A 25,855-nucleotide genomic window follows, 5' to 3' on the forward strand; every position below is an offset into this window, starting at 1 on the left:
GACCAAGTACTGCTGGTACTGCTCTGCTCGTCTCAAGCTGTCGACGACCAGATGTTACTGCAACGGTGCTTCCCCCTAAAACAGGCAACTACAGCTACTTTGAGCGGGGGAACTTCCGTTCTCTTTTTCTTACGAGAAAAAAATATAGCCACTCTCTGAAATCTCGTCAAGTCGCACTTGGACGCTCTGAATTGGATCCCGGTTTGCGGTTGGTTCGGGACCTACCTTGTAGGTCACGCAAGCCGCAGGCGGGTTGCAGCGACTACGGAACCGATTTACACGCGTGCGGGTAGCGGGCTTGACTGCACTGGCCCCAGGCTCATCATCGAGAGCCAGGGCAAGGGGAGAATCAGCGACAGGTAATGATTGAGTATGGACACCAACGCCGGACGCGATAACTCAGGACGGAACCCAGGAGCCCCGGCGTGGGTCGGGGAGCTTCGTGCAATCCTCGAACAGTACCCGGACGCCGGTCCGTGGGTGGCAAAGCTGGCAAGGAAGTCATTGCGGAAAGGCAGCGAGATAGTCATCATCTTCACCGCCCCTGATGCCTTTCGCCTTCACTTCATCACAATGTCCGGCAGCCTGCCACCGGAGGCTGACATCGACCTTCTGGCCTTTTCCTTCATGACCAAGGCCGTCCTCGAACAGATGGGTGGGACTCTCACGGATGCTCACAAGATCGTTGCCGCAGCTGCACCGCGACAAATCAACGAGGTTCTTGAGGGGATGAGCCTGAACAAGGCCCCTTTCTGGAAACGCAACCCCATCCCCCACTGGACGGCTGCTATCCAGACCGACCACTGACGGTTGGATGCCGATACACGATGATTCCAAGCCGCGCACGCCTCCGTTTTGACGGTTTTGTAGGCAGAATGGGCTCATGTGCGGCAGATACGTGATGTCCAAAGCAACAAGCGACCTTCTGAGCCACTTTGAGGCCAAGGAAGTTGAAGGCAGCCCGCCGGGCCCGAGTTGGAACGTCGCCCCGACCCAGAACGTGCCGATCGTGGCCGAACGCCTGGACGAAGGCACCATTGACCGGCGCCTGCTGGTAGCCAAGTGGGGTCTGGTGCCGTCCTGGGCGAAGGACACCAAGATCGGATCCAAGCTTCTCTGCACTAACTGAACTTTGTCTGTTCCGATTTGTGTATCCCACTACTACGGAAGTGGGACCGGGAAGCGTTAGGGCGCCTTCAGCGCCTCGACAAACAGTGGTGTCGTCGAACATCGCGCGGTTCCAGTTGAATGATCAGGGCATGAGTCGCACGTAAGCACCTCACGCGATAATCAGTACATGGCTGAAGCTGAAATTGAGGAAATCGGTGCGGAATTTGCTCGCCGGTGGTGGAAGTCGCTCATGGAGAATGCGGTTGCGTTGGTTGAGGACGCCGCACTTCTTGCTGGCCACCAAAGCCCGGGCAGGGCCCAGTCGCTTCTCGTCCTCGCGATCGCGGAGCTGGCGAAGGCGCGTTGGCTCTACGAGGCCTCGGAGTGGGAGTGGACTGCGCCGCTCGGGCTCTATGGCCAGGCGCCCAGGCCAGCGCGAGAGTTCCGGGTGCCTGAAGGGCTTCGCACCGCACGCCGACCTCATTCGGAAAAGTTGCAAGTGGCCGAGCAGTTCGCATCAGGTCTCGGTGGCTTTTGGGACCCGAGCCGTCGAGCGGAGTACTTCCAACTTCCGGATTTGGCCACCTTTGAGGCAACAGCCAAACAACGCAATCTGGACAAGCAAGCAGGCTTCTACGTCGATCGAGCAGGCGACGTTGTCGCGTCACCTCTAAATGTTCCGGCTGATGGCGTGGCTGACGCCATTCAGCACGCAGCGAAAGTAATCCAGATGCATTTGATCGAGGATCATACGCGGCAGCAGGACTGCGCAGATCTCAGTCTGATCGACTCGGCCGAACATTTGCACTGGGCAGTCATGCCCTACTCGGACCCTGAATTATTCACCGATTTCATGAAGCGCATGAGCAAGAACGGGGACGCTCAAGACTAATCGAACTCGTCCTCAACCCAGCGGGGTTAGTACAACGGAATCATTCGAGAACTCGGTGAAGGAAGGGCTTACGGACACACCGCCGGAAACCAGTCCTCGGGTTGCTGACATCCGGAGGATGGTGAGGGTTAACCCTGGCCGGCGCGTCTGTCTTAGCGGGTCCCAAAAGGGCTTGTCGAAGGGTGCCTCGGGAGACTCAGGCGCTCGGAGGCGTGTGGGTTTTGACGAGCCCTTCGGGGAATACGTGAGCTTGGCCGGATTGGTTGCCGAATGTCAGTTCGGCCGGGATCCAGGTGGTGCCGGGTACCGGCATTGTTGCGTAGAGTTCATCGCGGTTCCTGGGTTCCGTGGAGAGGGCATGAAAGATGCCGTCTCCACGTTTTTGGGTTTCGCCGATTAGAGAGTCTTGGACGAGGTCCTTGTATGGTCCCGAGAACCAGGTCCACCATTGGGGCCATTCGCGGAGACCGCGCCATGTTCCCGCCCAGCGGCAGGTGAACGCTGCCTCAGTTGTGCTGGGGTGACCCCGGACCTTCCGGCCGCTCCAGAAGAAGCCGCGAGCCACTTCGGCGCTGGCAAAGAAGCTGTTAGAGGCATCTGCGAATTCGATGAAGAAACGCCGGAGGGCTTCCCGCCATCGTGGATCATGCAGCGCCGCCAAATCCACGTCCATCATCACCATCCGAACATCGCTTTCCTTATATTCGTCTGGGCCTTCGAAGCTGAAGTTGAGGACGGGTGGGGTGGCCAGAGCATGGACCCCCCAGAGAGGTTCGGCGGCATAGGCCTCTGCGAATGCTTCGTCGTCCCCGTTGAAAGGTTCCGGTCGGCGGGTCCCGGCAGTGTAGGTCTTGGGCAGAGCTTCAGGCAGATATTTTCGTGAGGATTGCACAAACTGCTGGATTAGGTCACTAGGTGCCTGGTCAAGGAGGTAGTACCACCTGATAGAGACCAAATCGATCGTTGCGTCCTTGGCTGGCTTCGCGAACTTGCGGGAGGAAGCTGTAGGCCATAGTTCGTCTGTTTGTAAGTCCACTGCGACGCCAGCTGTTGCTTTGGCCAGCTTTTTCACGAACCGCCAGGCCAGCGGGGTAGTGCCGGGGTCATTTCCCTCAATCGAGATTTCGTAGCTGTAGCCGATGCCCAACGCAACGGCCGTTACTTCGGGCGGAACATCGTTCGCATCTTCGGTTTGGGGGCCGTCAATGGTGAAGGCGTACTTACTGTGGAGCTCGACAGGAATGAACATGGGCAACGATTCCAACGCCGCGCCGGAACCTATCCTCAGACCTGAGCTTGACTCCACGACGCCCGCAAGAGTGCCGGCATCGATAGTCGCGGATGAGTACACCCGGAAGTCATAGGACACGGTGGCTTCCTTTCAGTAGCGGTTTAGAGGCAACAGGGCGGGGCGACTGCAGTTGACCCAGCGCCGGGCGATGCACCGTTTCCCTTATGGCTAGAGAAGGCTTGAAGTCCATGATGATAATCTTCCCCTTTTGCCAGACTTCTCGGAACCAAATGATTCGCGGCCAATGAACCATTGAACTCGGACGGTCGTAAAGCTGCTTCCCGCGGCGGATTCTGAGTCTGAGTGACCTACCTGCCGGTTGTCGGCACGGATGGCATCCCAAGGTTCATGGCAGCATTGGCGCGTGTTTTGGTGGTCTGGCGAATCTTTTCCTCCAGAAGGCGGAGTGTCAGGTCGATGCCTTCGATCTCGCCCCGCCAGCCTTGGGCGAGTGCCTGTTCCCGTCGTTGCTGAAGATCTTCCCGGAGTTCCAAGAGTCAGGGGTACATCCTGGGATCGACCTGCAGCATCGGGCACCGGATGCATGCATGTTCGTGTTTGCATGGGGCCGCGTAGGGACGGGCGCAGGATCCGAGCTCCACTCTGCGTTTGTCGAAGTGTTCCTCGAATTCAGCCCATTCGTTTCTTGAAACGTCGTGGTACTCCTCGGTCGGACGCTGTTGCCGGCGGCGGGCGAGGAAGTCTTGATAGTGGCGAACCGTGTCTTCTTCGAAGACAGCTACATAGCCTTGGGTGGTTTGAAGATTGACGTGCCCGAGTAAACGGGCGCCGATGTGGATAGGCAGACCAGCGTTGATCAGATCCGTAGCGAAGATTCGGCGGAAGTCGTGTGGGGTAAAGGCGACGTCCTTGAATGCGGGGTTGGTTTTACCTAGGTCTCGGCAGGTGCGCTGGAGCATTTGATTGACGCCGACGGCACCGAGGACCCCGCCGCCGGACAGGGTCCGCTGGAACAGGAAGGGCAGAGGTTCTGACCAGATGCGTTCGTGTGGGTCGTATCGTCGGATTATTCGGGTTCTCTGAGCGTTGCGACGGTGGCGACGGAGGATGCTGGCCAGGACATGGAAAAGTTCCGCTGACATCGGAACGACCCGTTCCCTGTCGGTCTTGGATGGAGCTATGACCAGTAAGCCAATGACTTCGCCGCTGGGCCGCTGGTATTGGCGGATACTTAGCTCCGTCAGCTCGAGCATCTCCTCGATTCGGACGCCGGCATGTCGCAGGACTTCGACGGAGGCCCACGTCCAGAATGCCAAGTCCTCTTCGATGCCGAGGTTTCTGATTTCGCCCGTCGACGTATCCCGGACCCGAACATGCGTTACACCTGCGGTGACAGCTTGGCGGTCGTGCTGGGTGTTGGTCCGTTGCCATTGGCGGCCGCCGTGGCGGATCGACTGTCCGTTTTCTGAATTGGAGGCTGCGGACAACAGCGATTGAACTTCAGTGAGCCTGCTTTCGACGTGTTGGACGAGGGCGGGCAGCAGGGGTTGTCTTTCTCGTGTTCGTCCTGCCATTCGTTGGGTTGCTTCCTTGGCCCTTCGGCTCATGCCGCGCAGTTCTGTGGCTGCGATGGGGCAGGGGACGACCCAGATGCCCCAACGTTCGGGCTCCTCCATGGCCCAGTCGCGCAGATCGAGGTAGAAGGATCGAACGCTAGCGAGGACATGTTCCGGTGCCTTTCGGGGACCGCCATCGCCCCGGACCTGTAGGCCGGCTTTCCACCGTTGGTAAATTTCCACTGGGATGCGCAAATCGGTCTGCTCTGGAGACAGTTTTTCGATTTCCTGCCAGAAAAGACCGCTCAATCTGAGGGAGAGTGCCCAGATGGTGCTGTAGTCCAGGCCCTGGCGCTTACGCTCCAGGTAGTTAATGAGGAGTAGGCGTATTGGCTGGTTCCTGATGTCGTGCCTGTCCACGAGTTCCTCCGATGTGAGCTGTCTCTGCCCCAGGCATGCCCGCGGTGTCGGAGGAGTCAGCGGAGGGAATTGACCCATAGCGCAAAGTACGGACCAGGCGGTCTTTCCCACCAACCGGTTGTCAGTGGAGGACCGTCTGTTCTTGATGAGTTCCATGTTCTCCAGCCCGTAGCGCAGCAGCGCCTCTGGTGTCAGCTGGGCGAAAGACAATCCTTGTGTGAGGAGGGTTGCTGCGACGTCGTGGAGCGCATGGCGTTTCGAGACTGCGGAATGGTGTGAGGCTGCCACGCGTTTGAAGAACTCGTCGAGTCTTGGGTCTCTTTCGGCCTGCCGGAGAGTGTCGGCTAGGCGGATTACTCTGTTGGAAGTCAATGCCGGCAGTGTTGGACGAATCAGTCTCATGCACAGGATCATCCTGAAGCCCCTGGTGAGTCGTTCCCTCCGCCCGCCGCGGCTTTCTCCGGGGAGCCCTTCAAGGTCTCCTACACGTTGGTCTTTTCTGTTGAGGCCGCTGGCCTCCCAGCGTTGTTGCCAGGTCTGCCCTGGGTGATCTGCCAAGTGGGTGAGGATCAGGCGTACGGAGGAATGACGTTGCTTTTGAACGTCTTCGCTGACGTGTGGCCAAATCCTTAAGGCCGTATCGGCAATGGTGTCAGCGGCCGCTGACGAGAGGTCCCCGAACCACCTGGCCGGAAGATCTAATTCCGGTTTTGCTTGGTCCTGGACGGCGGCCAAGACCTTGGTATCCAGGATGAGTGAAGTTCCTGTGCGATCAGCCACCGAACACCGTTGCGATGTCGTCAGGGTCGTAGGTTGCGGCGTATTGGCGGGTTTGAGCTGGACGGGAGTAATGCTCCTGGAGCCGCTCGACCAGGTGCTCCACCTTCGCCCCCGTATACAAGCCGGTTGTGGAGATGTGAGCATGACGAAGGACAGTCCTTACCTCTGACAAGGTCAGGTTAGGATCATTTGCCATCCGGGTTGCTGCTGTATGCCGCAGGTCATGGAGTGTCCAATTGGTCCCCAGCTTGTCGTTGGCCCGCTGGATCACACGTCTGGCGGCGTTGTAAGTCAGGGCGCGCTCAGGCCCTCGTCTTGTCCGCCATAAGGGTGAGGTCGCTGGGGCAGGGGACTGTTGCAGATAGTCACCCAGATATCGGAGCCCTTCCGCTGAAACGGGTACGACGTCCCTGGCTCGCGTTCCTTTGGAGACGACGTGAATCAGTTGGCTCGCCCAATCGACGTCCCCAACTGTCACAGATAAGAGCTCGTTGGCTCGTGTGCCGCTTGAAACGTAGATGCAAAGCAACGCCCTATCGCGAGGACAACCCATTGAGGCGAACAGCTCGTCCCATAAATGATCAGGAATTGCCCGAGGTTGTTGATGGGGCACTCGCTGGCGGAAACGGCCCCGACGCGGCAGAGCAAAGGACCCCGACCCGGTCCAGCGGCTTCGTCGCAGGTTATCGTTTGACGGCACAGGGTTGGCGACAGGGCCTGCGCTATGTTGGGCATGAAAGTCGTAGAAACCTTTAACGACGCTTAGAACATGGTTGATGGTTCGTGGTGCATAGCCTGGGCCAAGTGACGGCTTGAAAGTGCGGATGTTCACTGCCTGAGTGCCTTTGGCAGTGGCGATATGGTTCCTTTGGGGGTTCTCAGATCTTTTCATCCAGGCGACCAAGGATCCGACCTGTGTGCCGGTGACGCGTTCCCAGTCGGTGCCTTCTGCCCAAAGAAGCCTGAACCAGCGAAGAAGATCGAAGGCATAGCTTCTGCATGTCAGGGCGCTCATGTCGCTTAGCGCCAAGTCGGTCAAGTATTCCGTCACGGGCGCCACCTCGGCGTCGGCAGCATCCAGAAGTACGTAGGGAGGGACCTGGCGGCCCGACACCACGACCTTACCAACGCGGGCCGGTTCAGGATTTTCCTGCTCTGGAGAATTGCCGTGAAGGACCACAAGGCAAGTCTCCCGCCGAGACATGGCCGGAGCATTAACCCCAAATGTCCACTACGCGCTTGATGCACACGAAGGAATGGCAAGGTTATGCAGCCGGTGTGACGACTCAGCCCATAGCGCTCCAGTGGAAGGTAGACGTGCAGTTGCCGGGGCAACTCAATACCCTTACAGAAGGCAATCCTCAGTGGATGAGTCTGTCCTAGTACTTTTATCGCAACTCTAAAGAGGAACCGACCAATGCCCGTTCGTATGACCAAGGCTGACAAGCTGGCGGCCGAGTTGTTGTTGGGTAGCCGGTGGGCGCCGGTGACGAACACGCTGTCGTTCATCAATGCTCCGTTGGAGGAAGCTGCCCAGGTCTGGCATGACTGTTACGCCGCCAGCTACCCCAAGTGGAACGTCGGGCTGTATGAACATACCGGCTCGCTCGAGGAACACTTCAACACCATGTTGCCCTTGGCAGCCGGAGCCAAGACCCTCTTCCTGGAAACCCTAGATCCCAGCTGGACACTTGCGGTGAACAACAATGCCTACACGGGGCCAGACTTGAGCTCCATGCTAACGGTCGAGTACGCGCAAAACCGCCGAATCAAATCTGTGATCGTGGTCGAGATCCCGCACACCCTTGACCGAAAAAACTACCCTCAATGGCGTGGCCGCTACGGTGGCCGAAGCTTCATCGTACTCGGACCGGGACACGCCAAAACCGGTGTCTTCCTGAACAACAGCGACAGATGGGAATTCGCCAGGGGCGGCGAAATTCTGGATTTCGAGGACACCGGGGCCTATGCCTCGCCCAGGACGACGGACCGGTTCACCCATGAGATGCTCGTTAACTACTGCCGGCATCTTGGCCTTGACCCTTATAACGAAGACTTTTACGTCCCAAACGGCCGTGGAATCATGGTGGGTCCTCGCCCCGAATCTGGACCAGAGCGCGGTTACTCCCTGGCAGAGGCCCGTGCAGGGAAGGAAAACCGCGATGTGCCGAGAACCGAACGCGAGCTGTAGTACCAGCCGGGTGTCTAAGGATTCCCGCACAGACAAAGTTAGGATGACCACTCGTGCCTGTTAGCAACACAAAGGGTGACAATCTGGCCGAAGAGTTACTCCTCAGGAACACCTGGGCGCCAGTAACAAGCACAGTCTCCTTCATCAAAGCGTCCATGGAGGACGCCGTACGGATATGGCAGGAGTGGGAGGAAACGCGACCTTCAGAGATCAGGACATCCGTGGCCATGACCCGGTTGACAGGATCTCTGGAGGAACTCCTGTCATCACTGTTGCCTCTTGGCTTCGGGCACCGGACGTTGTTCCTGGAGACAGCCAATCCGGAATGGACAGCTGTTGTCGATAATTCAGCCCGAGGCCAGGAACTCAGCTCCGCTCTGGACGTTCAGTTCGCCCGAAAGCACGGTATCAGGACCGCAATGATCGCCGAAGTCCCGCATACTCTCGATAAGAAAAGCTACGAACAGCATCAAGGACGCTACGGCAACAGGAATTTACGCATTGCCGGACCAGGAGACGTCTTTCGCTCCGTTAGCCTCATCAACAATGACAAGTGGGACTTCCAGTCCATTGGCGACCCATTTGATTTCGAGCACACAGCCACCTACGAAATGCCTCGTAAAACAGACCGCTTCACGCACGAAATGCTCGTCGAGTACTGCCGAGAACTAGGTCTTGCCCCGTTTGAGGAAGCCTTCTACGCACCCTATGGCAGCGGCATCCAAGTCGAAACCCACGTAAATATTGCAGTCCCTCAACTCACGCTGGCAGAAGCCCGCGCGGGCAGGGAGAACCGGACCATACCCAAAACTCGCCGCTGACAGACCTTCAGTCCGAGAGAGCCGCCAGAGCCGCGAACAGGTCTACACGCTAAACGCTTGTCACCTTATGCAGCTGGGTCTGGGCCGTCCACCGATGTGAGAAACCCACGCGGGCAGGCGCGCTACGTGTCTAGTCCCACCACAGTTCAACGATGGGGCTGCTGTTCGGGCCGGTGGCGAGGATGGTGACTTCGTCGCAGGCCTGCTGCAGCTCGGCTTCGATGCAGGGCAAGTCCGGGACGGCCAGGACCATGGTGGCGTTGTTCGTGTCCGAGAGGTGCAAAGGCACTGCACCTGCAAGGCGGTTCCACCGGCGCAGGAGCACGGCCAGTTCCGTTCGGGTGCCGAGGTTGTCAGCTCCCTCCCATTCGACGGAGTGAACAACGTCGCCTGGGCTCTCGACTTCGACGGCAATTAGGTTGCCTACGCCAATGCTGACCACTGGTGCGTCCGCGGGCAGGACCACTTGCTGGGGTGCGCTGTCGAGGCCCTCGCTTGCGTCAGCGTCGACCGTGTATTCGTGCAGTGCTTGCTTCTCGGCGTCAGCGTCAAGGAGGTCTGGGAGTTCTTCGGACTCGGGACCTTGCTCATCCCACTCCTCGGCGAGCTCCTCTGGATCGGAGGGCTCTACCCCGTAGGCGATAACGTGCCAGCCCGGCAGCGTCCCCGTCAGCTCTACTTGAACCTGCCACAACTGGGTACCGGTCAGCTCAGGCCCCCAAGTGAGAGCCTGCGCCCCTGAAGGCGTTACTGCAGCTACCGCCGAGGGCAAACCTCGTCCGTCCAGGAATTCCTGGACCTCATCCGTAGTAGTCAAAACTTCTCGTTCCTTTCGCAGAGAGCCTAACTCGACGGTCACCACCTGCGTGAGGCCGAAGCACCAAGCCTACACAGGACGGTTCGAACGAAAGTACGCCGAGGGTTTCGACGGTACGCGGTCACTTAGTGCAGTTAACAAGGCTTATAAATGCTCGCAGTGAATCAATCCTGGAGAAGCCCTCCTTCCGGTCAGCCGCAGTCAAATGCAGAGCTATCGTTCCCGCTTATCCGGTACAGCTTTCAGTCGGTCTTTAACGTCTTCGACAGAGACTGATGGCACGGTTGCTCTGTTGAGGACGGAGCTATCCGGTACTCGTCTTCATCGGCCGGTCCGCAGCTTTCCGTTCGTCGTTCACCTTTAGTCCGACTTGAGTTGGCTTCCGCACCTGAAGCTGATGGGGGAGTGGGATGGGGGAGCTGATCTATGGTGCGAGTCCAGCGGGTTCAAAGCGATGGCGCAGAAACCACATGGACTGTTCTCGGAGACGACTTCCTTCCGGTTCCGGAAATAGAGCTCTACTTCGAGCATCTGAGGCAGACCGGCCATTCTCCCAACACCGTTAAGTCTTACGCCCGCTCTCTTTGCTTGTGGTGGGAGTTTCTGGGACTTCGGGGGCGTGCTTGGGACCACGTAAAACTTGAGGACTTGTCGGCCTTTCTGGCATGGATTCGTACGGGCCTTCCGCCAGAGGTGGCTCTCTTTAGCGGGACCGCCACGTCGTCCAGGATTGCTCCTTCGACTGCTGCCCTGAGGGTTCAGGGCGTGCGTTCCTTCTATGCTTTCCATCAGTGGCGCGGGTACGACTTCGGGGCGATCGTTTACTCCGATCGTCCGTCCCGGAGTCCGTATCTGCCGTTTCTGGGTCATACAAGTCGTGGCCTGCGCCGCAGTGCATCGGTCAGCGTCCCGAAGCGACGGTCCAGCGCTCCTGTCTTGACGGTTCGGCAGATCGATGCGATCAAGGATCGCTGTGGTCGGTTCGATCCCAAGACGAGGGAGTGGGACGGGTCTGTCCGGGACCTTTTGCTTTTCACCTTGTTGGAGGAGACCGGGCTTCGGTTGGGCGAAGCACTGTCTTTGCAGCATCGGGACTGGCATGCCGGGCGTGGGGAGAACCCCTACCTCGAGGTCGCGCCGCGCGATGACCACCCATACGGGTTGCGGGTCAAGGGCTCCCGGTACCGCAAGATCCATATCTCTGATGGTCTGGACAGGCTCTACGCCGAATACGTCTGGCTGTTGTGTGAAGCGGGAATGGATCTGGTTGCGTCATCGATGGATGAGGCGTATGTGTTCGTCAACCTCAGGCGGGGGCACGAGTTCAAGCCCCTGAGGGCGGAAACCGTCTATAAACGCGTCGGTCGTATTCGCCGGGCCCTGGGCTCTGCGGTGCCGCCGGACTGGACGCCTCATTGGTTCCGCCATACCCATGCCACGGCAATGCTCTTGGCTGGTGCCCCGCTCCATGTGGTGAGCCGGCGGCTCGGGCACGCTGACGTTCAGACAACATTGGATCTGTATGCCTGGGTCACCGATGACGAGGAACTTCGATCCCTTGCCGACTGGCAGAGACTAACGAATCGATGGAGGGTCCAGGATGAAATCGGCTGACGCGCGAACTCTGGAGGCGCTGAGCCTCAACGGCAGAAATCCTTTCACGGCCGAGGCCAACCAGGCGTTGGGCAACCAGGTTCCACTGGATATGCGGTTACTGCACTACACCCGGACCACGATCCCGGCGCAGTATCTGCCCTTCTTCGCTTACTACCACTCCAAGATCGGCAATATTCATCTGGACGGGCTCCCTCCGGTGATGCAACGGGAAATGCAGTACGTCATCTGGCGCATAGTTCAAGGTGGCGGCCGTGTTCCCTGCTCGCCGCTGGGACTGCTCGTCAGGGAACTGGCAGAGACCTCCCGCCGGCTGAAGGCAGATGGACAGGATGGGGAAAGCCTGATGGACCGCACGCTGTCCCAATGGCGGAAAGAGCTCAGCAGTTCCTGGGCGAAAAGAACCCGGGCGCTGCCCAACCCCTCAACGTTGCGAACCATTACCGGCCCGCTGGACCGGGCCTCGAAGTTGTTGTGGTTTGCCTACGACGACGGCCCTTGGTGGAAACGGGAAGTCTGGTCATTGGAATTGGACTCCCGCATCCCGTGGGGGCGAAACGTCCCGCCCAAGACAGACGCCATCCATTGGCACGAAGTTGCACCAGACTGGCTGCGGCAGGGCGGGATGTTCTTCGTCAAGACCGAGCTGGAACGGGGTGACATCGCGTGGGGAACGGTGCTGCAGAGACACAACGGGATCAAAGTTTTCGGCAGGTTCCTCACCCGTCGAGGTGTCGACACCCCGCTGCTGGCCAGGGATGCCCGGGAACGGCGAGCCCTGATGCTCGACTTCCTTTCGGAGAGTGCCTTCAAAACCCGAAGCGGCAGCTGGCGCGAGCAGTCCGGCATTTCCTCGATCGTCGCAGCCGTCCGGGGACTGTATGAGTTCATGGTCGATCATGCCGATGACGCTGCACAGGCCGGAATCGACGCCCGCTGGACCACGTTGTCCCCGGACTACCTTCGCCTCATACGACCAGGTGACCTCCCGCGGAAGTCGAAGAAAGAGCCGCTGGACGAAACCCGGCTCTATTCCGAGCACACGATGTCTCAAATCGCCCTGCACGCACCATTGCTGGGGCTTTCAAGGTCGGACGGAGGTCTGGGAGATCCCCAAGCGATGCGGATCCTCCTTTTGCTCATCGCGACAGGTCGCCGTGCGAGCGAAATCTGCATGATCGACGTGAATCCGTTGATACCGGTTCCTGGGGCGGAGGACCCGGGCTCGGAGAGGATCGCCAAGCTGCGTTACCAGCAGACCAAGATCGACGGAGCACCCGAAACGATCTTCATCGATTCCGAGGCAATTGAGATCATTGCAGAGCAACAGCGCTGGCTCAAAGACCACCTTCACCGCAGCCAGATAACAGAGCCTCCGCAGTATCTGTTCATCCGGAGCCATAACAACCTGCACGGTCAACGCCCCTACAGCAGCCATGTTTTCCGCACGCAGCTGCGCAAGCTGGTTGATCTTGCCGACATCCGCGACGAAAATGATCAACCACTCAGACTCGCCAGAACCCATAACTTCAGGCACACCAAGGCCACGAACCTGCTTAATGCAGGGGTCCCGCTTCACGTCGTTCAGCGATACCTCGGCCACACCACCCCCGAGATGACGATGCACTACGCCCAGACCCTGGACGCAACGGCCAAAGCGGAATTCATCAAGTACCGGAAGCTCACAGCGGAGGGCAGTCAGCCGGTTATGTCCTCGGAGGACCTTTACGAGCTCATGGCTCTTGACGCCCGCACGGACCGGGTCTTGCCCAACGGGTGGTGCACGCTCCCGCCGGCCCAGACCTGCGGCAAGGGCAACGCGTGCCTGACGTGCGACCTGTTCGTCACGGACGAACGCTTCCTCAGCGTCCATGAGGGAGAGCTGGTTGCACTGGATACCCTGGTCGAGAAACGCCAGGAGGTCCACCAACAACGAACTGGTGAGCCAATGAGTGAAAACCATGTGTGGCTGACCCTCCGTCGCAGAGAACAGCGTGCCTTGGGAAGTATCGTTGAGGCCATCAAAGACCCTGCACGCGGCATAGCCCCCGTGGCCGGAGCTGGCACTCCGGCACGCACAGAGTCCGACATTCACCGGGCACCACGTCAGGTGACCGGGTAGATGGCCAAGGGCAACACCGACAATCTCCGGCGGGCCGCCCAGGCAAAACGCGATGCCGCCCTGGTCCGCGCCGAGAAGGGACTGCGAAGGCTCCTCAAAACCGGCCGCCCGATCACCTTCCACACCGTGGCAGCAGAAGCAGGCGTGTCCAAAGACTTCCTTTACCGCACCATCGACCTGCGTGAACGCATCATGGAACTCCGTGACAAAACTCTGCCCACCGCCGCACGAACGCAGTCCGCTTCACGGCGCGAACCGCAGTATCCCGACATCAGCAGCATCGTCAGCACACTCACCGCCAAACTCGCCCACGAACGTTCGACCAACCGTAAAAGGATCGCCGAACTCGAAGCTGCCCTCGCAGCCGCCCACGGTCAAATCCTCCAACTCCGGCGTCAGAATCTCCGCCCGCATGCCGACTCTGCGTAATCCAAGAAGGAGGAGTGAAAGTCCTTTCCGGCACACGGACGTTGGCACGAATGAACGACCGCGGTCAAGCCGGTAAACGGAGCCGCTCGTCTCGGGTGTCCCACTTTCTACATGCCTGCGCACGGGTGCTCAGGGAGTTAGGGGCAGCCGCAGGACTGGCGGATGGCTAGTTCGGGGATGGTTTTGTCGATGGATGTTGGCGCGCCGGGTTCTTTGATGCGTTCGAGCAGCATTCGTGCTGCGCGCCGGCCTAGGGCTTCGCCTTGGGTGGCGACGCTGGTGAGTGGGGGTTCCCAGAGGGCGGCGCCGCCGATGTTGTCGTAACCGATGACACGGGTTTCTGTGCCGAGGCCATGGATCCGCAAAGCACGGTAGAGGCCGAACGCGACGCTGTCGCTATGGCAGATGATGCCATCCGGTAAGGGCAGGCCCGAAGCGATGAGGTGTTGGCCGAGCTCAAGGCCGCCGGCGCCGGTGACCGCCCCGGGGACGTCGACAAGCGATGTAGGATCCAGGCCGTGCCGGGCCATCGCTTGCTTCACGCCGTTGGTCCTGTCCGTTCGTGACATGATCGCCGGGAGGCCGCCGAGGTATGCGATGGAGCTGCTTTCATGGGTCTCGATCAGGTGCGTCGCGGCCAAACGGCCACCGACAACGTCGTCTGCACCGACATACGGGGCATCGACGTCTTTGATGTACCGGCTAACCAGAACGTGCTCCATGTTCCAAGCCCGGAGTTGGTCAATGAGTGAAGGTTTTGTCCCTGTTGCTGGAACCAGCGCCAGGCCGGCAACTTGATGCTCACGAAGTTTCTGTATCGCATCCTGTTGGCGTCCGGGGTCATCGTCGGTATTGACCAGTAGGGGCAGGTATCCGGAGTCAGTCAGCCCGGTTTCGAGTCCGTGAATGGCTTCGCCGAAGAAAGGGCTGGCTATGTGGGTCACCACGACGCCGATAGTGTTCGCCGTCTGCGTCCGAAGCGACGCAGCGCCTCGGTTATAGACGTAACCGAGGGTAGACATTGCCTCGGTGACTCGTTGGCGGGTTTGCGTCGAAACACGCCCGGTTTCCCGCAGGACCAGTGATGCCGTGGCCCGGGAGACACCTGCGTGGTCCGCGACGTCCTGCAGTGTTACGGGTCCAGCCACGCCTACCTCCTCATTGCGAAAGTCAGTTCTTCCGGTCATTGTTCCATGTCAGCTGCTAGAACAAGGATATATCGATCTAGCATATTTCCAGTACATCTGCTGCACCCAGCGGTAAGAATTCCAATGCTTGCTTGACAGTGATTCATCACACATGCTCCCATAGGTGCTAGATCGATTGATCAAATTCCCACCACGAGGAGATTTCTGATGAACGCAAAGAAGCGGCATATTGCAGCAGCCGTGGCTGTAGCTGGAGCGCTGGCGCTTTCGGCCTGTACGCCCGGGAACGAACAACCTGGCGACAACGAAAAGTTGACGGTATGGACGTTGGAGCGTCAGCCGGACCGGGTGGAGATCCAGAAGCAGATCGCGGCGGATTTCACTAAGCAGTCCGGTGTCGAGGTGGACATTGTGGCCATTGACGAGGCGCAGTACAACCAGCTTCTGGTCTCCTCTGCGGCGTCGGGGGAGTTGCCCGATGTTGTGGGTGGACTGGGGTTGCCCGGCGTCGGGGCCTTGCAGGCGAACGACTTGCTGGATAGCGAAGCCGCAACCAAGGTCGTGAACGATCTCGGCAAGGAAACTTTCGCCCCCCGTTCATTGGAACTGGCAAGCATCGAGGGCAAGCAACTCGCTGTTCCTTCCGACTCGTGGGCTTCGGTGCTCGTCTACCGCAAAGACCTCTTCGACAAGGCGGGCCTGAAGGCTCCCGAAACGTACGACGACATCATGAAGGCAGCCCAAACGCTCACCGGCGAGGGCCGGGTCGGGTTCTCCGGCTTCACCACCAACCAGGAAACCTTCGAACACCTGGCATTGGGCAACGGCTGCCAGCTGGTCGACCAGGACAAGAAGATCGGCCTCGAAAGCCCTGAGTGCGTCGAGTCCTTCAGTTTCTACCGCGAACTCATGACCAAATACTCGGTACCGGGCGAGCAAGACACCAACACGGCCCGGTCCAACTACCTCTCCGGCCGGGCAGCCATGACCATGTTCTCCTCGTTCATCCTCGACGAGCTGGCGGGCCTCCGGAAGGACATGCTGCCCTCCTGCGCCGAATGCGCAGGAGACCCTGGCTACCTTGCCAAGAACACCGGCGTCGTGACCGCCCTCAAAGGCCCCAGCGGTGAGACACCGGCGCAGTTCGGTTCCCAGGTCAACTGGGCCATCCCCGTTGAAGCAGCACCCGCAGCATCGGACTTCGTGAAGTACATGATGAGCGACGGCTACGAGCGCTGGCTCGCCTTCGCCCCCGAAGGCAAGGTCCCGGCCCGCCAAGGAACCAAGGACAAGCCGACAGCCTACGTGGACGCCTGGAAGGCACTCCCGTCCGGCACCACCACCAAAGCCCCGCTGTCCGACTACTACCCGCAATCCGTGATTGACCAGCTGAGCTCCTCGCCCGAGAAGATGACCCTTTGGGCAGTTCCCCAGGGCCAGGGTGCACTGGCTGGTGCACTGCTGGCCGAGCAGCCCGTGGCCAAGGCCATCAACTCCATGGTCACCGGCAGCACCACAGGCCCGGAAGCTGCCAAGAGCGCAGCCGAGACCGCACGCACCATCCAGTCCACTCTCAAGTAACGGACCATCATGAGCACCACAACAACACTCCGGCGCAAGGGAAGCGTCAGCCGCCGCCAAGCCCGCGCCGGTATCGCCCTTGTCTCACCCAGCGTCATCATCGTCCTCGTCCTGGTCGTTCTGCCGATCCTCTGGACCGTCATGCTCGCCTTTCAGGACGTGCGCCTCATCCAAATCCGCAGAGCCAACCTGTTCGGCAACTACACACTCGACAATTTCATCAATGTCCTGACCTCCGAAGCACTCTGGTCCTCACTCGGCACAACCCTCACCTACTCGGTGCTCGGCACCGGCGGAGCAATCGTCGTTGGCCTCATGGCAGCACTTGCCCTCCGCAACGCCTTCCGCGGACGCACCCTCGTCCGAGCCGCCATGCTGCTTCCCTACGTCTCACCCGTCGTCGCCGCAGCCTTCGTCTGGAAGACCATGCTCAACCCACAGTTCGGCGTCGTCAACGCATGGGGGACCGGTGCACTGGGCTGGGACCAACCCGTCTCTTTCCTCACCACCCGCACAAGCGACGTCGAAATCCTCGGGTTGACGATCCCGGTACCGACCGCATTGTTCACCGTGATCGCTTTCGAAATCTGGCGTACCTTTCCCTTCGTGTTCCTCTTCGTAACGGCCCGGCTGCTGGCAGTACCGAAGTCCATCGAGGAAGCGGCCCGCATGGACGGGGCCGTACCAACCCAAATGTTCCGGCACATCATCTTGCCGCAACTGCTCCCCACCATCGCCGTGCTCAGCGTGCTCCGCTTCATCTGGACGTTCAACAACTTCGACGACGTCTACCTCCTCACCGGTGGCGGGGCCGGCACCGAAGTGGTCAGCGTGGGCGTCTTCAACTACCTGATCGGACGCGGAGACATCGGCTCTGCCTCAGCCCAGGCGTTGGTCCTGGCAGCCATCCTGACCGTGATGGTCCTGATCTACATGAAGTTCGCCGTCAAGGACGAGGAAGTGGCCTGATGACCGTCATGAAGGAAACCCCCATACGTCCGAGCAGCCCGGCCGCCCGACCGCCGCGGAAACGGCACTTCTCACGGGACGTCGCGGAAACCAAACTCTTCCGGATCCTCCGCTGGCTCGTGATCGTCGGGCTGCTGGTGGTGACGGTGTTCCCGTTCTATTACATGATCACCCTCTCCGTGCGGGACATCGGGTCGCTCATTTCCGACCCAGCCCGCATTTGGCCCAACCTCGCCGAAATCAGCTTCGACGCCTACACCAGCGTCCTCGCCTCCGTAGCCGACGGCGGCCAAGGCTTCACCGGCTTTATCATCACCAGCGGACTGGTCGCTCTGGGAACCGTTGCGCTCACCCTGTTGATCGCCATTCCCGGCGCCTACGCCGTAAGCCGTTTGCAATTCTTCGGGCGCCGGCAAATCAGCGCATTGTTCCTTGCCGTGTACCTGTTCCCCAGCATCCTGCTTGCCGTCCCGCTGTTTGTCTTCTTCACGAGGCTGGGGCTTCGCGGCGCCGTCGGTGTGCTGCTGGTCGTTTACGTCTCGCAGACCATAGCCGTCTCCATCTTCATGCTCCGCAACTACTTCCAAACCATCCCCGAAAGCCTCGAGGAAGCCGCAGCCCTGGACGGCCTGGGACGGATCGGAACCATGCTCCGCATCAGCCTGCCCCTGGCCGGACCGGCCATCATGTCCAACGCCCTGTTCGTCTTCATGATCGCTTGGAACGAATTCCTCTTCGCACTGCTGTTCCTGGTAGAAGACCGAGACAAATGGACGGTATCGCTTGGTCTTGCGCAACTCTCAGGCAGCCTCGAAGTCCCCACCACGGTGCTCATGGCAGGCTCCGTGATTCTCACCCTGCCGATCATCATCCTCTTCTTCGGCAGCGAACGACTCCTCAGCGAAGGCCTGACGGCAGGATCCGACAAATGACCAACACGCTCCCGCTCAACGCGGCGCCCAGCATGACCGCCACCGAGCAAGTCCGGGACCTGTTCACCAAACAAAGCAAACGCCAGCGGTGGCTGGACGTTGAAGCGGCACTGGCCACAGCCGAAGCCCGGCTCGGCATCGTCCCGGAGCACGCCGCCCGGACCATCGTGCAGTGCGCCCGCCTAGAGCTCTTGGACGAAGCCGAACTCGATGCCCAAGAAGGCGTGACAGGCCACGTTATGGTCCCGCTCATCAGGGAACTGTCCCGTGTCACCGGGCCTGAGGCCGGCGGCTGGGTTCACTGGGGCGCCACAACGCAGAACATTCAGCAGACCGGTGACACCGTAGGAATCATCAAGGCCCTGGATGTTGTGGAGGCACAGACTGTCCGCGTCATCCAGGCGCTGGCGGACTTGGCCCGTACCCATGCGGACACCCTCATGGCTGGCCGGACACACTGGCAGCAGGCTGTTCCGATCACGTTCGGGTACAAGGCAGCCTGCTGGTTGGACCCCATGCTCCGGCACCTGACCCGTCTCGACGAGCTGCGTCCCCGTCTGGGCGTTTCCATGACAGGAGGGGCAGCCGGAACATTCGCCACCTTCGGGGAGCGGGGGCCAAAGGTTCAGGAGTTCGTAGCCCTGGAATTGGGCCTGTTCCCCATGGCCGTTCCCGGGCGGGGAATCGTGGACCACTTCGCTGAGTTTGTGTCCGTCCTGGCTCTGATGGCCGCGTCCTCAAGCCAGATCGCCGGGGAAGTGTCCCGCCTGATGGCCATCGAGTTCGGCGAGCTCAGCGAAGAAATCCCGCCCGGCGACATCGGAAGCTCCACCATGCCGCAGAAACGGAACCCAAAGCTGGGCGGCGGGGTCGTAACCAACGCGGCCATCGTGCAAGCGGCCGCTCCCATGGCTCTGGAAGCCATGATCCAGTCCCATGAAGTTGACGGTGCCCGCTCTGCTCTCATGGACCACGCCATCATGACGGCTGCAGTACACGGCACAGAAACACTCAATCTCTTGGGGAGTCTCCTGGAAGGGATACACGTGTTCCCCGAGAAAATGAAGGACAACCTGACCCTGACGCACGGCCTCATCTCAGCCGAAGCCATGATGATGAGCCTCGCTGGGTTCGTGGGACGGCAGGAAGCACACGACATCGTCCACCATGCGGCCACGGAAGCTGTGACCACGGGCAGGGACTTCCTAGAGGTGCTGCGGAAGGACACACGGATCACTGAGGTGCTCGCGGAAGAGGACCTGGGTCGGCTCCTTGACCCGGCCCGCCACGCCGGACTCAGCGCACAACTGGCCCACGAGACGGCAGCACGGGCTGACCAGATGCTGGCTGGACGATGACGGACAGAACTGACGGATCCGCCCCGGAGGTGGGTCGCCTTGCTAGCAGCATTCCAGCCAGCGAGGCACCCCAGTTCTCAGCACGTAGAACAGGGTGAGCTCCGTTTCGGGGACCTGTACTGAGCAGGTTTGGCATAACGGAGACACCGCCGTACTTCCCCGCAGTGTCTCCTAACGACACTTTTCGAGCGCCTCCATTCGAGATCGACGAGTTTAGTCGGCGCTGCCAGCTACAGTGTCACGACTGGACGTAATCGAAGGGAACATAGATGCCGGCTGTTGAAGAAATCGCTCAGACAAGCACGGGTTTGCGCCATTTGATCCTCATGTCCGCGTTAACCGAATTGAAACCGGTGGACTCTAATCGGCAGGTAGGGGTCGAGCTTCTTTACAAAGAGCCGGAGCGATGGGGGTTCGATAAACAGGTCATCTCTAACGACCTGGAAGCTCTCCAAGAGCGCGGCTGGATCTGGTTTGAACGTTCTTTGGTTGGGATTCAGACCGTCGTCATCGTCCAGGCTGGCGTTGATGCGGCCGAAGATTTCAGCCAGCTAAAGGGCAACCGCCGTCGGCGAGCCCAGGAGATACGAGACGCCGTTCTCAACTGGCTCTATGACCTTTACCTCCAAGGCGTTGAGGCCTCAGGAATCAGCGATTTTCTCACCAGCCCGAGCAATCAGTACTTGGGAGATCAGTATTCCGAGGAAGAACTGGGGCGTGCTGCAACTTGGCTGCTGACAGAAGACTATATCGAGGGTATCGAGACTTTCGGTGGAGAGTTGGCCAGGCCAGCAATCACAACTAAAGGCATTCGGGTCATAGAGACTGAGCAGTCGGTCAACAAAGCGCTTACTTCAGCAGGGATGACAGTGAACGAAATCAATATCAGCGACTCCCAGGGTGTTAACGTGGCCGTGGCAAGTTCTAACGTCAGACAATCGAACACCTTGACTCAGGGCCAGATCGACCAGATTGAGAAGGTTCTAGGTTCCGTCCGCGCTATGTTGAACCCGATGGTTATTGGTGCCTCCGAGGAAGTGACCATGGAGGCACAGACCATCGTCCGGGAGGTTGAGGACGAGATCCACTCAGAAGCTCCCAGCACGGGAAAGGTGAAAGCCCTGCTCCTGAAGCTGACGGAGTTGGCAGCGACTGGAACCGTTCAAGGTGGCGTTGACGCTCTGAACGCCATGATGCAACAGGGCATTAGCGGGCTTAACTAGTTGGGACGTCGTTGCCTCTGTGGTGCCTCGGGCCGACAGCTTCGTTGAAGACGCGTAGTTAACGCTCTGAGCTGGGCAAACACCGGTCGGGCAATCGGACCTACCGGATAAGCCCGCGGATGGATACTACGAGTGGCAGAAAACCGAGGATGGCAAGAAGGTCCCCAACTATCTGTTTTCCGAGAAGGAGCCGTTGCTGGGATTCGCCGGGCTGTACGAGTTCTGGCCCGACCCGGAGCTGCCCGAAGATGATCCGGAACGCTGGATGCTGACCTGCACAGTCCTCACCACAACGACCCAGGACGCTTTGGGCCACGTTCACGATCGCTCCCCGGTCATCATCCCTAAAGACAGCTTCGCGGAATGGCTCGACCCGGACCTGACCGACAAAGCCGACGTCCAACACCTGCTCAACTCCCTGCCGGAACCGACCCTGACACCCCGGATTGTCAGCACCCGCGTAAACAGCGTCCGCAACAACGGCCCCGAACTGATCCAACCGGCGGAGTAAGGGACCTAGGGCACGAAACTATCAGTTTTCGCGTCACGATTGCCGACAAGCCCGCACTTATAGTGGGGCGGTATATGCACCGGCCGTTAGGCTGGGCGCAACATCAGTTCACCTCGTTTCCAGGAGTGGATCGAAATGGCCAAAGGCAACGACAACGACCGGTATGTAGTCCCCAACAGCGACCGCGGTGGCTGGGACGTCAAGAAAGAAGACGCCAAACGGGTCTCAGCTCACGAGCCCACGAAAAAGGCCGCTGAGAAGAGGGCCAAGGAAATCGTCGAGAACACCGGCCGGGGCCATGGCGAAGTCCGGATCCAGAACAAGGACGGCAAGTTCAGCGACAGCCACTCAGGATCCAAGAACGAGTCACCGGCCAAGGACACCAAACACTAAACCCGATCAGGAACCCGGCCCTGAACAGCCCCTAGGGGTTGCCCTGTTTATTGTCAGAGGTTCCTGAGAGACTTCCTGTCAGGACACCCTGACAGGAAGGTTGGGCTATGGGCTGGATCTCCAACGATTACAAACATGAGGGCTGGGTTGCTGGCATCGCGCCCGACGGGCGGCTCTCGGCCTCTTCGACCCGCGAGAAAATGCTGGTCCACGGGATCACAGGCGAATACGAACCAGCAGGGGACGACGCTCCAGATCAGGAGATCGTTCCTGACGATCTGATCATGAATTGGCGCGGCGCGTGCGAATGCGGATGGCAGGGAGAATTATGGCAGCGGGTCAGCGCGGCTTCCGAAGCTGATTTCGACGTCCGCAAGGGAATACCTGCCCCCGGGGGACGGAGCCTTCGTCTCTGGCCGGGTGGAGGGCGCCATCCACGAGGAATGGCACGCCCACATCGCACCGTCCGAAGCGATCCTTGGTGTGGAGGCCGCCAAGGAGCGCCGTCAGGCCGGTCATCGGTTGGATAGGACCGTCGCGGCCGCGAAAGCGGCAGGCGCTTCCTGGACCGATATCGGCCGCGCCGCGGGGATCAGCCGCCAAGCCGCACACGAACGCTGGGCCGATAAGTAGCAGCAAAACTTTAGCCAATCGCTGCCGTTAGCGGACCTCCTATTCTTGGTGCTTTTCTGGGAAGAATGGGCTCATGTGCGGCAGTATGTGGTTGGACGAGGAGCTGACCCCACCGATCCCGCCAGCTGAGCGGTGCGCGCTCGTCGCTACCGAGTGTGGTGAACGTAGAGGTCGCGGAGCAGCGCGATCTCGGCTCCGTGGTGCAGTATCTCTTGGTTCTCCCACCACACGATCGACGGAAACGTCTCCTCGGCATCGCTGCCGTACGGGTAGCTGCTTAACCCGGTCCGGTCATAGTCGGACTCATCAACACTGAGTAGTACCCGGCGCCAGTCGGATGCGGCCTGACGGAACCTCTCGATAGCGCCGGCTGCATCTGGTCGTGATTCGTACGTCGCTCGATCGAACGTTCGGTCGCCTCCGAGGTGGTTGGATCGGCCCAACAGCGTCTCGGAGATGTGGTCAAGCCGCCAGGCGATCGTCGTGAGGGGCGGAGGCCACGGACTTTCGGGGGCGCCGTCTCGCCCCCACTCACCCGCGCCGATGAGCTTGGTGGCGCCCGGTCCGGGCCCATCGGCGCGCCTTCGTATCGACCAGCACGCGTCGACCGGTTCCCAGAGGTACTCGGCGTCCGTCAGTACCGGTACGTCGACGTCGCTGTCATCACCCGAGTTGCTGGTGGGCCCCGAGAGGCGAGTGAGAAGTCGTTCCGTCGCCCAGTCGTACTGTTCGAGCAGTGGCTTGAGGCGCTGGTTGGTCATCATGACATGGAGCCTATACTCCACGAGATAGCGTGAGGCGCTTACTCACGGTCGATGTTCGCCTTCGGGGCATTTGCTGACTGTCCACGCCTAAGTGGCCGCCAAGGGATCGGCTATCGGGCACCTATGAAGGAGCTCCTTCCGTGGAGCTCACCGGGCTTGGCCGGTCACCGAAGCTTGCCCAAGCCATAATCACGACAACCACGATGACCACCAGCAGAAGAGCAGCAATGAAGATTCCACGAGAGCTCATACTCGCAGGCTAATGGAATCGCTGCTTTTAGGACCGAATATGGCGCTCACAGCTTCCAGCAAGCCGGTCTCGAAGTCGTCCCGTCAGCCGATCCGCCTTCGGCCACAATCGCAGTGCAGACGACCGCTGACTGCACTGACATCCCTGCGATTACGGGGGTAGTGCAGTCGGGTATGGACACTCTGGTGTCCAAAGTCCCCTGCACAAAAAGTCATTTTGCTCGGTAGTCGCCTGCACGAAAGTGCTAACACCGAAGGACCAGGTTCACGATGCGCGGTCTCGCTGGCTGGAGGTCAGGCGGTTGGCGCTGCACGTTGAAGGGCTCGGTAGACGGTGGAACGGGCGACGCCGAAGAGTTCCGCGATTTCGGTGGTGGTGTGTACCCCACCCCGGTACAGGTTCACGAGGTGAGTTTCCTGGGCCTTGGACAATTTCGGTTGCTTTCCGCGAAGCCGGCCTTTGGACTTGGCCACCGCCATGCCTTCCCGTGTTCTGGCGCGGATGAGGTCGGCTTCGAACTCGGCGACCATTCCAAGCACGTTGAACAGCAGCTTTCCTACCGGATCGTGGGGATCGTAGATGCTGCCGCCGAGGTTCAAGGCGACACCTTTGCGGGTGAGTTCATCAGCGATGTCCCTGGCGTCGGGCAGTGAGCGGGCGAGGCGGTCGAGCTTGGTTACAACGAGGGTGTCGCCCTTCCGGCATGCCGCGAGGGCTTTCCCCAGCCCGGGACGTTCACGCTGCGTGCCGGTGAATCCGTGATCGACGTAGATCGCATCCGGGTCCACGCCGGCGGCCGCGAGAGCGTCCCGCTGCGCGGTCAGATCCTGGGCGGTGGTCGAGACGCGGGCATATCCGATGAGCATGCCAACGAGTGTAGCGTTTAGGGCACCTTCACCGGGCAGTTTTGCGGGCGGGTCATACGGGAATCTGGAAGTCCCGGAACTCCGGGAATTTCGACAGATGCAAAATTCCGCGATTCCGCGGCCGGTGGAGGACCGGCTTACGGGCAGCCATGTTAGAGCGTGTAATAGCCCAGGCTCGCACGCGCTCCCGGTAGGGTGATTTCATTCAAGGGGCCTGTGCTGTGCGCGCACTGATGCATCCAGGACGCACTCCATTGGAGGAAAAGCTGTGCATCGACGGGAAGAACCGGACACCTTGATCAACTCGGAATCCCAAGGTTCAGGGAGCCACTGGGTACAGATAACTGAGCAGACACGCCTTCAAGCATCCCCCCTGCCCGACCGCGAACAGCCAGTCTGGGAAGGCAGTCGACTTCGCAGAAAGCTTTTGATAAAGCGCTCCGCAGCCATACTGGTCATCGGAACCGTCACCGCATTGCTAGGTTGGAGCGTAGTTGCCGGCATCAATCATGCGACGGCCACCTACACCACCATCGAGGGAACCGTTACGGCACAAACGGAAAGTCCGCGTAGCCGCACTGCCTCCTGCCAACTCGACATGAGCTACACCGTAGATGGGCAAGAGCTGCACGGCGTCGCCAAAACTAACGCTTACTGCAACACCCTGCCACCGGTTGGATCACACGCCAGGATCAACGTCGCCTCATCTGATCCTCACGATATCTGGCTCGAAGGGATCGATGATGCGGGCCATCCAAACCCCATACTCTTTGCCGTGTTTCTTGTGGTGGCGCCGTTCGCGATCGCTTTCGCGCTGTGGACGGAACTCACAGATTTTGGCGCAGCCCGCAAGCTCGTCGACTCTGGTGTTCAATGGCGGAAAATTAGAGCCACGGTTGTAAGTAAGTCCGGTGGCCGCGCTGGCGTTATCCTCTGGCTAAAGGCCAACGGCGTGTCAGGAGAACCAAGCACCTTTGGTATTTTCTATCGATTCGCTAGCCCTGTTGGACCCGTACGCAAGGGAGACAGCGTGGAGTTGAGCATAATCGCCGATGGACAAAGGCATGCACTCCTTTGGAGACCAGAAACCCAAGACGTCGACCTTATACATACAAACCAGCCACCTGCTTTTGTGGCCTGACGGAACTCTTCCACTCGCGCTGGCGCCTTCATAGCTGCTTCGGCGCTACCGTCCGGAAGAGGATCCCCCACCGGCCCTGTGC

25 protein-coding genes and 1 pseudogene are annotated in these 25,855 nt (G+C 59.8%); 17 read left to right on the forward strand and 9 right to left on the reverse strand.

The annotated features are described in order from the left end of the window. Positions 1-372: 372 nt before the first annotated feature. From J7I86_RS11435 to J7I86_RS11445, 3 genes are all read left to right on the forward strand, one after another. Entirely contained in the window at positions 373-807 is a 435-nt protein-coding gene (locus J7I86_RS11435; RefSeq protein ID WP_214819917.1) for a hypothetical protein, read from the forward strand. A gap of 76 nt (positions 808-883) precedes the next feature. Beyond that, entirely contained in the window at positions 884-1,129 is a 246-nt protein-coding gene (locus tag J7I86_RS11440; protein ID WP_286179690.1) for an SOS response-associated peptidase family protein, read from the forward strand. Between the two features lie 168 nt (positions 1,130-1,297). Further along, on the forward strand, positions 1,298-2,002 hold the full coding sequence (locus J7I86_RS11445; protein WP_214819919.1) for an AbiV family abortive infection protein: 705 nt from the start codon (positions 1,298-1,300) through the stop codon (positions 2,000-2,002). Positions 2,003-2,198: 196 nt separating this feature from the next. On the opposite strand, the gene J7I86_RS11450 is transcribed toward J7I86_RS11445, so the two are convergent. The 4 genes from J7I86_RS11450 to J7I86_RS23095 form a co-directional block, all read right to left on the reverse strand. Beyond that, positions 2,199-3,371, reverse strand: a complete 1,173-nt coding sequence (locus J7I86_RS11450) for a hypothetical protein (protein ID WP_214819921.1) — start codon at positions 3,369-3,371, stop codon at positions 2,199-2,201. Positions 3,372-3,601: 230 nt separating this feature from the next. After that, positions 3,602-3,787 (reverse strand): hypothetical protein, encoded by a 186-nt coding sequence (locus J7I86_RS11455; protein WP_214819923.1) that lies wholly within the window; start codon positions 3,785-3,787, stop codon positions 3,602-3,604. Between the two features lie 3 nt (positions 3,788-3,790). After that, a complete protein-coding gene (locus J7I86_RS23090; RefSeq protein ID WP_214819925.1) occupies positions 3,791-6,010 on the reverse strand; it encodes a site-specific integrase in 2,220 nt (739 codons plus the stop codon). Then, the gene (locus tag J7I86_RS23095; RefSeq protein WP_309476710.1) at positions 6,003-7,214 is read right to left on the reverse strand and encodes a tyrosine-type recombinase/integrase; all 1,212 of its coding nucleotides are present in this window, start codon (positions 7,212-7,214) and stop codon (positions 6,003-6,005) included. The genes J7I86_RS23090 and J7I86_RS23095 overlap by 8 nt, the downstream gene beginning before the upstream one ends. 213 nt (positions 7,215-7,427) lie before the next feature. Here J7I86_RS23095 and J7I86_RS11470 point away from each other — a divergent pair, with 213 nt between their 5' ends. Together J7I86_RS11470 and J7I86_RS11475 are read left to right on the forward strand one after the other, a co-directional pair. Then, a complete protein-coding gene (locus J7I86_RS11470) occupies positions 7,428-8,201 on the forward strand; it encodes a hypothetical protein (protein WP_214819930.1) in 774 nt (257 codons plus the stop codon). A 53-nt stretch (positions 8,202-8,254) separates the two neighbouring features. Then, on the forward strand, positions 8,255-9,022 hold the full coding sequence (locus J7I86_RS11475; RefSeq protein ID WP_214819932.1) for a hypothetical protein: 768 nt from the start codon (positions 8,255-8,257) through the stop codon (positions 9,020-9,022). A gap of 130 nt (positions 9,023-9,152) precedes the next feature. On the opposite strand, the gene J7I86_RS11480 is transcribed toward J7I86_RS11475, so the two are convergent. Next, on the reverse strand, positions 9,153-9,839 hold the full coding sequence (locus J7I86_RS11480) for a hypothetical protein (RefSeq protein WP_214819934.1): 687 nt from the start codon (positions 9,837-9,839) through the stop codon (positions 9,153-9,155). A 426-nt stretch (positions 9,840-10,265) separates the two neighbouring features. Here J7I86_RS11480 and J7I86_RS11485 point away from each other — a divergent pair, with 426 nt between their 5' ends. From J7I86_RS11485 to J7I86_RS11495, 3 genes are read left to right on the forward strand one after another with little or no spacing between them, the layout of a single operon-like run. Next, on the forward strand, positions 10,266-11,453 hold the full coding sequence (locus tag J7I86_RS11485) for a tyrosine-type recombinase/integrase (RefSeq protein ID WP_214819936.1): 1,188 nt from the start codon (positions 10,266-10,268) through the stop codon (positions 11,451-11,453). Then, positions 11,440-13,575: a site-specific integrase gene (locus J7I86_RS11490; RefSeq protein ID WP_214819938.1), complete on the forward strand. Its 2,136-nt coding sequence runs from the start codon at positions 11,440-11,442 to the stop codon at positions 13,573-13,575. The genes J7I86_RS11485 and J7I86_RS11490 overlap by 14 nt, the downstream gene beginning before the upstream one ends. Next, positions 13,576-14,004, forward strand: coding sequence for a DUF6262 family protein (locus J7I86_RS11495; RefSeq protein ID WP_214819940.1), 429 nt, complete (start codon positions 13,576-13,578; stop codon positions 14,002-14,004). 137 nt (positions 14,005-14,141) lie between these two features. Here the strand turns inward: J7I86_RS11495 and J7I86_RS11500 are convergent, their stop codons facing one another. Beyond that, a complete protein-coding gene (locus J7I86_RS11500) occupies positions 14,142-15,152 on the reverse strand; it encodes a LacI family DNA-binding transcriptional regulator (protein WP_214819942.1) in 1,011 nt (336 codons plus the stop codon). A gap of 207 nt (positions 15,153-15,359) precedes the next feature. On the opposite strand from J7I86_RS11500, the gene J7I86_RS11505 reads away from it, so the two are divergent. The 8 genes and pseudogenes from J7I86_RS11505 to J7I86_RS11540 all read left to right on the forward strand — a co-directional run bounded on the left by J7I86_RS11505 (position 15,360) and on the right by J7I86_RS11540 (position 22,752). Further along, entirely contained in the window at positions 15,360-16,733 is a 1,374-nt protein-coding gene (locus tag J7I86_RS11505) for an ABC transporter substrate-binding protein (RefSeq protein WP_214819944.1), read from the forward strand. A gap of 9 nt (positions 16,734-16,742) precedes the next feature. Further along, positions 16,743-17,702 carry a carbohydrate ABC transporter permease gene (locus J7I86_RS11510; protein ID WP_214819946.1) on the forward strand — a complete coding sequence of 320 codons (960 nt, stop codon included), beginning with the start codon at positions 16,743-16,745 and terminating at the stop codon, positions 17,700-17,702. Then, positions 17,702-18,634: a carbohydrate ABC transporter permease gene (locus tag J7I86_RS11515; protein WP_214819948.1), complete on the forward strand. Its 933-nt coding sequence runs from the start codon at positions 17,702-17,704 to the stop codon at positions 18,632-18,634. The genes J7I86_RS11510 and J7I86_RS11515 overlap by 1 nt, the downstream gene beginning before the upstream one ends. Continuing rightward, the gene (locus J7I86_RS11520) at positions 18,631-19,992 is read left to right on the forward strand and encodes an adenylosuccinate lyase family protein (protein ID WP_214819950.1); all 1,362 of its coding nucleotides are present in this window, start codon (positions 18,631-18,633) and stop codon (positions 19,990-19,992) included. Before J7I86_RS11515 ends, J7I86_RS11520 begins: the two co-directional genes overlap by 4 nt. Positions 19,993-20,261: 269 nt before the next feature. Next, positions 20,262-21,215 (forward strand): hypothetical protein, encoded by a 954-nt coding sequence (locus J7I86_RS11525; protein ID WP_214819952.1) that lies wholly within the window; start codon positions 20,262-20,264, stop codon positions 21,213-21,215. Between the two features lie 124 nt (positions 21,216-21,339). After that, positions 21,340-21,726, forward strand: a pseudogene (locus J7I86_RS11530) (SOS response-associated peptidase); the annotation flags it as partial. A gap of 135 nt (positions 21,727-21,861) precedes the next feature. Beyond that, positions 21,862-22,119: a DUF2188 domain-containing protein gene (locus J7I86_RS11535; protein WP_214819953.1), complete on the forward strand. Its 258-nt coding sequence runs from the start codon at positions 21,862-21,864 to the stop codon at positions 22,117-22,119. A 420-nt stretch (positions 22,120-22,539) separates the two neighbouring features. Beyond that, positions 22,540-22,752, forward strand: a complete 213-nt coding sequence (locus J7I86_RS11540; RefSeq protein WP_214819955.1) for a hypothetical protein — start codon at positions 22,540-22,542, stop codon at positions 22,750-22,752. Between the two features lie 146 nt (positions 22,753-22,898). Here the strand turns inward: J7I86_RS11540 and J7I86_RS11545 are convergent, their stop codons facing one another. From J7I86_RS11545 to J7I86_RS11550, 3 genes are all read right to left on the reverse strand, one after another. Then, complete coding sequence (locus J7I86_RS11545; protein ID WP_286179692.1) at positions 22,899-23,516, reverse strand: DinB family protein; 618 nt, start codon at positions 23,514-23,516, stop codon at positions 22,899-22,901. A 121-nt stretch (positions 23,517-23,637) separates the two neighbouring features. Next, positions 23,638-23,766, reverse strand: coding sequence for a hypothetical protein (locus tag J7I86_RS22805; protein ID WP_286179693.1), 129 nt, complete (start codon positions 23,764-23,766; stop codon positions 23,638-23,640). 293 nt (positions 23,767-24,059) lie between these two features. Then, complete coding sequence (locus J7I86_RS11550) at positions 24,060-24,632, reverse strand: recombinase family protein (protein WP_214819958.1); 573 nt, start codon at positions 24,630-24,632, stop codon at positions 24,060-24,062. Positions 24,633-24,927: 295 nt separating this feature from the next. Here J7I86_RS11550 and J7I86_RS11555 point away from each other — a divergent pair, with 295 nt between their 5' ends. Continuing rightward, a complete protein-coding gene (locus tag J7I86_RS11555) occupies positions 24,928-25,773 on the forward strand; it encodes a hypothetical protein (RefSeq protein WP_214819960.1) in 846 nt (281 codons plus the stop codon). Positions 25,774-25,855 lie beyond the last annotated feature (82 nt).

Source organism: Arthrobacter sp. ISL-95 (genome assembly GCF_018613695.1).
In the GTDB taxonomy this organism is placed as follows: Bacteria; Actinomycetota; Actinomycetes; order Actinomycetales; family Micrococcaceae; genus Arthrobacter.

Bases quoted from the DNA above. Each gene is read 5' to 3' on its own strand.
- J7I86_RS11435 (WP_214819917.1), top strand. From the start codon at position 373: ATGGACACCAACGCCGGACGCGATAACTCAGGACGGAACCCAGGAGCC.
- J7I86_RS11440 (WP_286179690.1), top strand. From the start codon at position 884: ATGTGCGGCAGATACGTGATGTCCAAAGCAACAAGCGACCTTCTGAGC.
- J7I86_RS11445 (WP_214819919.1), top strand. From the start codon at position 1,298: ATGGCTGAAGCTGAAATTGAGGAAATCGGTGCGGAATTTGCTCGCCGG.
- J7I86_RS23095 (WP_309476710.1), bottom strand. From the start codon at position 7,214: ATGTCTCGGCGGGAGACTTGCCTTGTGGTCCTTCACGGCAATTCTCCA.
- J7I86_RS11470 (WP_214819930.1), top strand. From the start codon at position 7,428: ATGCCCGTTCGTATGACCAAGGCTGACAAGCTGGCGGCCGAGTTGTTG.
- J7I86_RS11485 (WP_214819936.1), top strand. From the start codon at position 10,266: ATGGTGCGAGTCCAGCGGGTTCAAAGCGATGGCGCAGAAACCACATGG.
- J7I86_RS11490 (WP_214819938.1), top strand. From the start codon at position 11,440: ATGAAATCGGCTGACGCGCGAACTCTGGAGGCGCTGAGCCTCAACGGC.
- J7I86_RS11495 (WP_214819940.1), top strand. From the start codon at position 13,576: ATGGCCAAGGGCAACACCGACAATCTCCGGCGGGCCGCCCAGGCAAAA.
- J7I86_RS11505 (WP_214819944.1), top strand. From the start codon at position 15,360: ATGAACGCAAAGAAGCGGCATATTGCAGCAGCCGTGGCTGTAGCTGGA.
- J7I86_RS11510 (WP_214819946.1), top strand. From the start codon at position 16,743: ATGAGCACCACAACAACACTCCGGCGCAAGGGAAGCGTCAGCCGCCGC.
- J7I86_RS11515 (WP_214819948.1), top strand. From the start codon at position 17,702: ATGACCGTCATGAAGGAAACCCCCATACGTCCGAGCAGCCCGGCCGCC.
- J7I86_RS11520 (WP_214819950.1), top strand. From the start codon at position 18,631: ATGACCAACACGCTCCCGCTCAACGCGGCGCCCAGCATGACCGCCACC.
- J7I86_RS11525 (WP_214819952.1), top strand. From the start codon at position 20,262: ATGCCGGCTGTTGAAGAAATCGCTCAGACAAGCACGGGTTTGCGCCAT.
- J7I86_RS11535 (WP_214819953.1), top strand. From the start codon at position 21,862: ATGGCCAAAGGCAACGACAACGACCGGTATGTAGTCCCCAACAGCGAC.
- J7I86_RS11545 (WP_286179692.1), bottom strand. From the start codon at position 23,516: ATGATGACCAACCAGCGCCTCAAGCCACTGCTCGAACAGTACGACTGG.
- J7I86_RS22805 (WP_286179693.1), bottom strand. From the start codon at position 23,766: ATGAGCTCTCGTGGAATCTTCATTGCTGCTCTTCTGCTGGTGGTCATC.
- J7I86_RS11550 (WP_214819958.1), bottom strand. From the start codon at position 24,632: ATGCTCATCGGATATGCCCGCGTCTCGACCACCGCCCAGGATCTGACC.